General features: G+C 67.6%; 1 protein-coding gene. It reads right to left on the bottom strand.

Annotation, left to right across the window (positions count from 1 at the left end; genetic code table 11):
* A partial coding sequence (locus tag KM800_RS15380) for a hypothetical protein (protein ID WP_217813856.1) occupies window positions 1–204 on the bottom strand: 204 nt, incomplete at both ends.

The following is a 204-nucleotide window of genomic DNA, read 5'->3' as shown; positions in this document are numbered from 1 at the left end:
AGCACGATGAACGTCGGCACCGATACGGCCAACGCCAGCAAGTGCATCAGCTCCAGGCGCAGCAGGGCGTCATTGCCCTGCTGCGCCTGGTGCACGGCCACCACGGCTGCGTAAGCGCACAGCACCACGGCCGCGAGCACCAGCAGCGTGCGGCGGGGCACGGTAAAGATGCCGTAGGCCACCGCCACAAACATGAAGGGCGCC

This window comes from Clostridium tyrobutyricum (genome assembly GCF_019144085.1).
Taxonomy (GTDB): domain Bacteria; phylum Bacillota; class Clostridia; order Clostridiales; family Clostridiaceae; genus Clostridium_B; species Clostridium_B tyrobutyricum_A.
Note: the sequence above shows the minus strand (reverse complement) of the source record. Positions and strands in the feature narration are given on the sequence as shown.